We start from the raw sequence: 8,737 nt of genomic DNA on the forward strand, positions 1-8,737 counted from the left end.
ACAACACGTTCACGCAAATCGAGCGAATAGGGCTTGGGCATGGCAAATCACCTCCACAAGGAAGTGAATCACAAACCTTACATCAGCGGAATCCTTCGCGATTCAATCTGATGGTCCGACGCTCTAGGCCGCGCGTGAGCCTTCGGAGGTAGTGGGGTGCAGAAAACGCGTCAGGGGGCCTATTTCGTTCACCTGTCGCGCGCCTGTCGAGCGGCGGCACTCGACAAAAGCCGCCGGTGAACAATTCCTGGGACCTTCGCCCCTTGTCGAAGTTCGGTCGCTGGGCGGCGCTGTTGCGTCGGGATGGCATATCGCCCCATTGGAAAGGGCTGACTGATCAGAGGAGACCCGACAAAAGAGCCCGTCCCTTACCGTTGAAACGATGTCGGGGACGGATGCAGTATTGCCTACGCGAGGACCGCCTCAGCTAAAGAAGCCGCTGAATGGGTGACCGGCCGCCACGTACAGGACCGGCGAGTCGAGACCCAATGGGTTCGCGTCACCGACGACACCAATCGAGCGGTCTACAAATTTGCTCCAGATAGGAAAAGCCCGCCGCCGAGAGGGACCGGGCCCCTCACTTCTTAGCCGCCCGCGGCGCAAAGATTTCAATTCCCAACATCTCTCGCCGTGCGACTACGGGGGCCGGCAGAAGGCAAACGGCGATGTAAAAACACGCAATAGAAAATTGCGATGAAAATAGAGGCAGAAGCCCAAAATTTGACAACGCCTTAAAACGGAAGCGGCCGTTGAAAACTTGAGTTGAAAATTATAACCAACTGTAACTGATCGATTTTTTTGCCCGGCACTTTGGACTGTCAGGTTTGGCACGTCGCTTGCACCGCAATGTTGCAATGCAAAACAACCAGCTTGGGAGTGTGCAATATGAGGGGCAATTTCTCGACAATAACAAAAATGTTTTCGGCCGGCGTGATCGCTGCCGGCCTGTCGATATCGGCTCCCGCCAGAGCGGCCGACGACACGATCAAGGTCGGCATCCTCCATTCGCTCTCGGGGACCATGGCGATTTCGGAGACGACGCTGAAGGACGTCATGCTGATGCTGATCGAGGAGCAGAACGCTAAGGGCGGCCTGCTCGGCAAGAAGCTCGAGGCGGTTGTCGTCGATCCGGCCTCCAACTGGCCGCTGTTTGCCGAAAAGGCGCGCGAGCTGATCTCCAAGGACAAGGTCGCGGCGGTCTTCGGCTGCTGGACCTCGGTGTCGCGCAAATCGGTGTTGCCGGTGTTCTCGGAGCTCGACAACATCCTGTTCTACCCCGTCCAGTATGAGGGCGAGGAAAGCGAGCGCAACGTCTTTTACACGGGTGCTGCCCCCAACCAGCAGGCCATTCCGGCCGTCGACTACCTGATGAGCGCCGATGGCGGCTCGGTGAAGCGCTGGGTGCTCGAAGGCACCGACTATGTCTACCCGCGCACCACCAACAAGATCCTCGAAGCCTATCTGAAGTCGAAGGGCGTGCCGGCCGAGGACATCATGGTCAACTACACGCCGTTCGGCTTCTCCGACTGGCAGACCGAAGTCTCGGCGATCAAGAAGTTCGGCTCGGCCGGCAAGAAGACGGCCGTGATCTCGACCGTCAACGGCGACGCCAACGTGCCGTTCTACAAGGAACTGGGCAACCAGGGCATCAAGGCCGAGGACATTCCAGTCATGGCCTTCTCAGTCGGCGAGGAAGAACTGGCCGGTCTCGACACCGGACCGCTGGTCGGCCACCTCGCCGCCTGGAACTATTTCGAGAGCGTCGACACGCCCGAGAACAAGAAGTTCATCGACGACTGGCACAAGTTCATAAAGAACGACAAGCGCACGACCAACGACCCGATGGAAGCCCACTATATCGGCTTCAACATGTGGGTGAAGGCAGTCGAGAAGGCCGGCACTACCGATCCGGACAAGGTCATCGACGCCATGGTCGGCGTCTCGGTGCCGAACCTGACCGGCGGCTATTCGACGATGATGCCGAACCATCATATCACGAAGCCGGTGCTCATCGGCGAGATCCAGGCCGACGGCCAGTTCGAGACCGTCTCGCAAACGCCCGGCCTTGTGATGGGCGACGAATGGTCCGACTACCTGCCCGATTCCAAGAACCTGATCTCCGATTGGCGCGCGCCGCTCAGTTGCGGCAACTTCAACGTCGCCACCGGCAAGTGCGGCGGCAAGGGCACCAACTGATCCTCCCAGGTCTGTCGGGTCGCCGCGTGGCCCCGCGATCCGAGACCGCGGCCCGGGCGGGCCTTCGCGTCCCGCCCGGGCAGAAACCTCAAACGTTCGAGATCCGCTGAAGCTGATGATCCTGTTGCGCGCGATTGGCTTGACGCTGCTGCTGACGATGGCAAGCCTGCTGCCGTCGAAGGCAGGCGAGGCAGATCTTCGCGCGGCAATAGCCAAGTTCGCTACAGCGACTAATTTCTCGGCCACGGAAGCCATCGTGCGCGAGCTCGCGACCAGCGGCGATCCGGCCGTCGAAAGGCCGCTGTCGGCGCTCGCCGACGGCAACCTCTATATTCGCAAAGCCGATTCGCAGGTCTTCATCGGCAAGGACGCGGCGAGCGGTGTCGAACTGCTCGATCCTTTCAGCGGCGACAAGTCCGCCGATGCCGCCAAGGCCGATCTCACCAAGATCAAGGTCAACAACGGTCTTCGCCGCGCTATACGCGACGCGCTGGGGACGCTGACGCTGCGCGCCAAGGACGCGAGCGTGCGCCTTGCCGCCGCCGCGACCATGTTCAAGACGCCCGACGCGGCGAATATCGAACCGCTCGATGCCGCGATCGCTGCTGAGACCGACCCAGCCGTCAAGACGATGTTCGTGCAGGCGCGCGCGGCGTCGGTTCTGGTTTCCGACAAGCCGGAAGCCGACAAGCTCGCCGCCATCTCGGCCATCGCGGCGCGCGGCGACCGCGATGCGCTTTCCCTGCTGACCTCCGTTGAGGCTGGCGCGCAGGGAGCGGTCAAGAACTTGGCAACCGCCGCGATCGGCCATATCAATTCGACGCTGGCATTGTGGGATGCCGGCCAGAACATCTGGTACGGCATATCACTCGGATCGGTGCTGCTGCTCGGCGCTATCGGTCTCGCCATCACCTTTGGTGTCATGGGCGTCATCAACATGGCGCATGGCGAGATGGTGATGCTCGGCGCCTACACCACCTTCGTCGTCCAGCAGGTGATCCGCACGTCGTTTCCGAGCCTCTTCGACTGGTCGCTGGTCATCGCGCTGCCGCTCGCCTTCCTGGTCTCGGCGCTGGTCGGCCTCGTCATCGAGCGCGGCGTCATCCGCTTCCTCTACGGCCGGCCGCTGGAGACGCTTCTTGCCACATGGGGCGTCTCGCTGATCCTGCAGCAGGCGGTGCGCACCGTCTTCGGCCCGACGAACCAGGAGGTCGGCAATCCGTCCTGGATGTCGGGATCGTTCGACATCGGTCAATTGGCCATCACCTGGAACCGGCTGTGGATACTGGTGTTCGCGCTGCTGGTGTTCGGTGTGCTGCTCTACGTCATGAAGCGAACGCCCTGGGGCCTGCAGATGCGTGCCGTCACCGCCAATCGGCGCATGGCCGCATCCATGGGCATCAGGACACCTTGGGTCGACGCGCTGACTTTCGCGCTCGGCTCCGGTATCGCCGGGATCGCCGGCGTGGCGCTCAGCCAGATCGACAACGTCTCGCCCAATCTCGGCCGCGGCTACATTATCGACAGTTTCATGGTCGTGGTCTTCGGTGGCGTCGGCAATCTCTGGGGCACGCTGGTCGGCGCCTTCTCGCTCGGCATCCTCAACAAGTTCCTCGAGCCGTACGCCGGCGCGGTGCTTGGCAAGATCGTCGTGCTGGTACTGATCATCCTGTTCATCCAGAAGCGGCCGCGCGGCCTGTTCGCGCTGAAGGGCAGGGCGGTGGAAGCATGATCACGCAGCGCTTCTTCGGCGCCGACCGGCGCATCGCGATCGCCATCCTCGTCCTGCTGGCGGCGGCCGCCATCGTGCCGCTGCTAAACCTCGCGCTGTCGCCTCAAAGCGCTTTCTACATTCCGCCTTACATCGTCTCTTTGGTCGGGAAATATCTCTGCTACGCGCTGCTGGCGCTCGCGCTCGATCTGGTCTGGGGCTATTGCGGCATCCTTTCGCTCGGCCACGGCGCCTTCTTCGGGCTCGGCGGCTATGCGATGGGCATGTATCTGATGCGTCAGATCGGCTCGCGCGGCGTCTATGGCAATCCCATCCTGCCGGACTTCATGGTGTTCCTGAACTACAAGGAACTGCCCTGGTTCTGGCACGGCTTCGACCATTTCTGGTTCGCGGTGCTGATGGTGCTGGCCGTGCCGGGCCTGCTTGCCTTCGTATTCGGCTGGTTCGCCTTCCGCAGCCGCGTCACCGGCGTCTATCTCTCGATCATCACCCAGGCGATGACCTATGCGCTGCTGCTTGCCTTCTTCCGCAACGACATGGGTTTCGGAGGCAATAACGGCCTGACCGATTTCAAGGACATCCTCGGCTTCAACATCCAGGCCGACGCGACGCGCTCGGCGCTGTTTTCGGCAAGCGCCGTGACGCTGGCGTTCGCCGTCTTTGTCACCGCGGCGATCGTGCGCTCCAAATACGGCAAGCTGCTGATGGCGGTGCGCGACGCCGAAAGCCGCACCCGCTTCCTCGGCTGGCGGGCCGAGAATGTAAAACTCTTCGCCTTCAGCGTCTCGGCCGTCATGGCCGGCATCGCCGGCGCGCTCTACGTGCCGCAGGTCGGCATCATTAATCCCAGCGAGTTCGAGCCCGCCAATTCGATCGAAGTGGTGATCTGGACCGCCGTCGGCGGGCGCGGCACCATCGTCGGCCCGATTATCGGCGCGCTCCTGGTCAATGCCGGCAAATCCTGGTTCACCGGCGTGCTGCCTGAATTCTGGCTATTCGCGCTTGGCGGGTTGTTCGTCGCCGTAACGCTGTTCCTGCCCAAGGGCGTGGTCGGCATGTGGGATAGCTGGCGCGGCAAGGCCAGGGCGCTGCGCGCGGCCTCGCTCGCCGCGAAAGCCGGCATCGACCCGCCGGAAGCGCAGCCGAAGATCGAGCGCTCGGCGGCGAGAACGCCGGGCGCGTGGTCGGCCAACGGCCCCGAACCGCAGCCGGCGGAGTAAGCGACCATGAGCAAGTCGAACACCATCCTCTATCTGGACGGCGTCTCGGTCTCCTTCGACGGCTTTCGCGCCATCAACAACCTGTCGCTGGTGCTCGACAAGGGCGAGATGCGCGCCATCATCGGACCCAACGGCGCCGGCAAGACGACGATGATGGATATTGTCACCGGCAAAACGCGGCCGGACGAGGGCGAGGTATTCTTCGACGGTCGGGTCGATCTCACCAGGCATGACGAAGCCGAGATCGCCATGATGGGCATCGGCCGCAAGTTCCAGAAGCCGACCGTCTTCGAGAGCCACAGCGTCGAGGACAATCTGATGCTGGCGCTGAAGGGGCCGCGCTCGATCTTACCAGCGCTCTTCCATCGCGGCTCGCCGAGCGGGGCCAGGCGCATCGACGCCATCCTCGGCATCATCCGCCTCGGCGACAAGCGCGGGGAGGTCGCCGCCAATCTCAGCCATGGCCAGAAGCAGTGGCTGGAGATCGGCATGCTGCTGGCACAAGACCCGAAGCTGCTCCTCGTCGACGAGCCGGTCGCCGGCATGACCGACGCGGAGACCGAGGAGACGGCGCGCCTGCTCAAGGACATCGCCCGCGACCATTCGGTGGTCGTCGTCGAGCACGACATGCATTTCGTGCGCGAGCTCGGCGTCAAGGTCACCTGCCTGCACGAGGGCTCGGTGCTGTCGGAAGGCACGCTCGATTTCGTTTCGGCCGACGAACGCGTCGTCGAAGTCTATCTGGGGCGCTGAGCATGATCTGGCGGGTCTCGTTGCATCGTTTCGACCTTTCCTTCCTCAGGTGCTGGAGACGGGGCTGACCATGCTCGAAGTCTCCAACGCCACGCTCCATTACGGTGCCGCCCAGGCGCTGCGCGGCGTTTCGCTGAAAGCGGGCGCGGGCAAGATCACCTGCGTACTCGGCCGCAACGGCGTCGGCAAGACCAGTTTGATGAGATCGATCGTCGGCCATCATAGGCTGACGAGCGGAAGTGTTGCCTTCGAGGGGAAAGCGCTCGAGCGGAGCGCGGCGTATGACCGCGCCCGGTCGGGCATCGCATTCGTGCCGCAGGGCAGGGAAATCTTTCCCCTGCTTACGGTGCGCGAAAATCTGGAATCGGGGTTCGCACCGCTGAAGCGCGCCGACCGCAACGTTCCAGCTCATGTCTTCGAGCTGTTTCCAGGGTTGAAGCAGACGCTCGGCCGCCGCGCCGGCGACTTGTCCGGCGGCCAGCAGCAGCAGCTCGCCATAGGCCGCGCGCTGGTGATGCGGCCGAAGCTGCTCGTGCTCGACGAGCCGACCGAAGGCATCCAGCCATCAATCATCAAAGACATCGGCCGCGCCATCCGCTATCTGCGCGACCAGGCGGGGATCGCGGTGCTTCTGGTCGAGCAGTATCTGGATTTCTGCCGCGAGCTTGCCGACGAGGTCAACATCATGGACCGCGGCCAGATCGTGCATACCGGCCCTGCCGAGGATCTGGACAGGCCCGATGTACGCAAGCTCCTTACTGTCTAGGTTCAGTCGTCATCCTTTGGCCGAAGCGCCGCAAAACAATGTCGTTTCGATGGAAAGTCCGTAGAAGCGCGCCATGTTCTGCGCGGCATCCTGCGTTCGACATTAAGCCGATAGGGCTGAGCAAAGCATGAAATAAGAACCGCCGATCGGGGAATGCTCGTACAACGACATTTATAAATCGCTTGTCGCGCAGCGCCCACCCGCTCCAATCCGCGGCCGCGGTTTGCTGGGGGCGAACTTCCGTCTCAGCCATCCGAAAGCGACCTTCTGCTCACCCAACACGCCGTCATTCGAACAGATGGAAGCTCCCTTCTTGCGCGTCAAAGGACGCCTGGCGCCCAGGTGATCGACTCGCCTCGTCAGGCTCCGTGATTGAAGCGATCTATCTTAAAATCGTCGAGGGGCGTTTCGCAGTCACCAGTCGTGATAAGCTCGGCCATGGCGTCGCCGACACCCGGACCGAGCTGGAAGCCGTGCCCGCTGAAGCCGAAGGCGTGGAACAGGCCCGGCGTTGTCGCCGAGCGTCCCATGACCGGCAGCATGTCGCGGACATAGCCTTCGCAGCCGGACCAGGTGCGGATGACCGCGACCTGGGCGATCGCCGGCAACAGCCGCGCGACGGCCCGCAATTGCGTCGGCAGGCGCATGGGGTCGGCGGTCGCATGGCCCGGATCGAGGTCGACCGGCACCCTTTCGGCGGCGCCGCCGAAGACGATGTTGCCGCGCTCGACCTGACGCAGATAGGCGCCATAGTCCTTGTCGCGCGTCCAGATGCCGACCACCGGCAGGATCCGGTGCGGCAGTGGCTCGGTCACGCCCATTTGTGGACCGCGGGCATCGAGCGGGACCTCTTCGCCGAACAGCGCGGCGACGCGCGCGCCCCAGGCGCCGGCGGTGTTGAGCAGGCCTTCTGCGGCGAAAGCGCCTTTTGAACTGGCGACAAGGAAACCGGAGTCGGTCCGCTCGATCTTTTCGACCCGAGCTTCGTCGATGATTTTCGCGCCCAGCTTGCGGGCGGCCTCGGCGAAGGCCGGCGCGATCAGCCGCGGATTGCCGCTGCCGTCATGCGGAGAGAACGACGCCGCGATCGCGTCGGGGCCGAGGCCGGGAAAACGTGCGCGGATCTCGCGCGGGCTGAGCTGCTCCAGCTCGAGTCCCCAGGGACGCGCACCCTCGGCATAGCTGCGCATGTCGGCGAGACTGCCTTCATCGAAGATCAGCCGGACGTGACCGGTGGCGCGGAATTCCACATCGCACCCCAGCATTTTTTCGGCCTCGCCCCACAGCCGGAGCGAGCGGTGGGCCAGCGGAAGCTGCGACAGATGACGCCCCGTGCGCCGGATGTTGCCGAAGGAGGCGACGGTTGCTCCACTGCCGATCCGGTTGCGCTCAATCAGCGTCACGCGGGCGCCGCGCCTGGCCAGGAAATAGGCGCAAGCCGTCCCCATCAGGCCGCCGCCCAGCACGATCACATCCATTGTCGTTCCTTAGCGCAGAGGGCTGATCCGGATCCATCTTGTCGGCGCCGCGGCAATGCGTCAAAGATGGCTTTGGATAAAAGCCATAAGTTTTACCTATGGAGTAGGAATGCGGGCCCGGCAGCTCGAAGTGTTCATCGCCGTCATGCGCGCGGGCACCGTGACCGCCGCGGCGCGAATGCTGAACATCTCCCAGCCCGCGCTCAGCCAGATATTGCTCCACACTGAGGACGAGCTCGGCTTCACGCTGTTCGAGCGGGTCAAGGGCAGGCTGCGGCCGACCCCTGAGGCGCTCGAGATCTTTCCCGATGCCGAGAGGCTGTCGGCGGGGCTCGACGGCCTGCGCCGCAAGACCACCGATCTGCGTCTCGGTCGGACCGGACTGGTGCGGGTCGCCGCCTCGCCGCCGCCGGCCATGGCGATATTGCCGCGCGCCTTCACCGCATTTCGGGCCCAGCATCCCGACATGCTGCTGCGTTCCCATAGCGCGCCGATCGCCGCGATTGTAGACATGCTGCGCGCCGGCGATGCCAGCCTCGGCGTGGCCATGGATGACCGCCTGCCTCCCGATATCGAGGCCGAGGTGATCGGC

General features: G+C 63.5%; 7 protein-coding genes. 6 read left to right on the forward strand and 1 reads right to left on the reverse strand.

Annotated elements, in window-relative coordinates:
* Window positions 1–885 precede the first annotated feature (885 nt).
* The 5 genes from urtA to urtE all read left to right on the forward strand — a co-directional run bounded on the left by urtA (window position 886) and on the right by urtE (window position 6,667).
* Complete coding sequence (urtA, locus tag EOA32_RS28740) at window positions 886–2,196, forward strand: urea ABC transporter substrate-binding protein (RefSeq protein ID WP_127215183.1); 1,311 nt, start codon at window positions 886–888, stop codon at window positions 2,194–2,196.
* 115 nt (window positions 2,197–2,311) lie between these two features.
* The gene (gene urtB, locus EOA32_RS28745; protein WP_128373514.1) at window positions 2,312–3,928 is read left to right on the forward strand and encodes an urea ABC transporter permease subunit UrtB; all 1,617 of its coding nucleotides are present in this window, start codon (window positions 2,312–2,314) and stop codon (window positions 3,926–3,928) included.
* Window positions 3,925–5,148: an urea ABC transporter permease subunit UrtC gene (gene urtC / locus EOA32_RS28750; RefSeq protein WP_128373515.1), complete on the forward strand. Its 1,224-nt coding sequence runs from the start codon at window positions 3,925–3,927 to the stop codon at window positions 5,146–5,148. Before urtB ends, urtC begins: the two co-directional genes overlap by 4 nt.
* 6 nt (window positions 5,149–5,154) lie before the next feature.
* The gene (gene urtD / locus EOA32_RS28755; protein WP_128373516.1) at window positions 5,155–5,901 is read left to right on the forward strand and encodes an urea ABC transporter ATP-binding protein UrtD; all 747 of its coding nucleotides are present in this window, start codon (window positions 5,155–5,157) and stop codon (window positions 5,899–5,901) included.
* 70 nt (window positions 5,902–5,971) lie between these two features.
* Window positions 5,972–6,667: an urea ABC transporter ATP-binding subunit UrtE gene (urtE, locus tag EOA32_RS28760; RefSeq protein ID WP_067327999.1), complete on the forward strand. Its 696-nt coding sequence runs from the start codon at window positions 5,972–5,974 to the stop codon at window positions 6,665–6,667.
* Window positions 6,668–7,026: 359 nt separating this feature from the next.
* On the opposite strand, the gene EOA32_RS28765 is transcribed toward urtE, so the two are convergent.
* The gene (locus EOA32_RS28765) at window positions 7,027–8,145 is read right to left on the reverse strand and encodes an FAD-binding oxidoreductase (protein WP_128373517.1); all 1,119 of its coding nucleotides are present in this window, start codon (window positions 8,143–8,145) and stop codon (window positions 7,027–7,029) included.
* A gap of 109 nt (window positions 8,146–8,254) precedes the next feature.
* Between EOA32_RS28765 and EOA32_RS28770 the strand changes: the two genes are divergently transcribed.
* On the forward strand, window positions 8,255–8,737 hold a 483-nt coding region (locus EOA32_RS28770; RefSeq protein WP_128373518.1), incomplete at its 3' end, for a LysR family transcriptional regulator.

This window comes from Mesorhizobium sp. M1A.F.Ca.ET.072.01.1.1 (genome assembly GCF_004023325.1).
Lineage (GTDB): Bacteria > Pseudomonadota > Alphaproteobacteria > Rhizobiales > Rhizobiaceae > Mesorhizobium.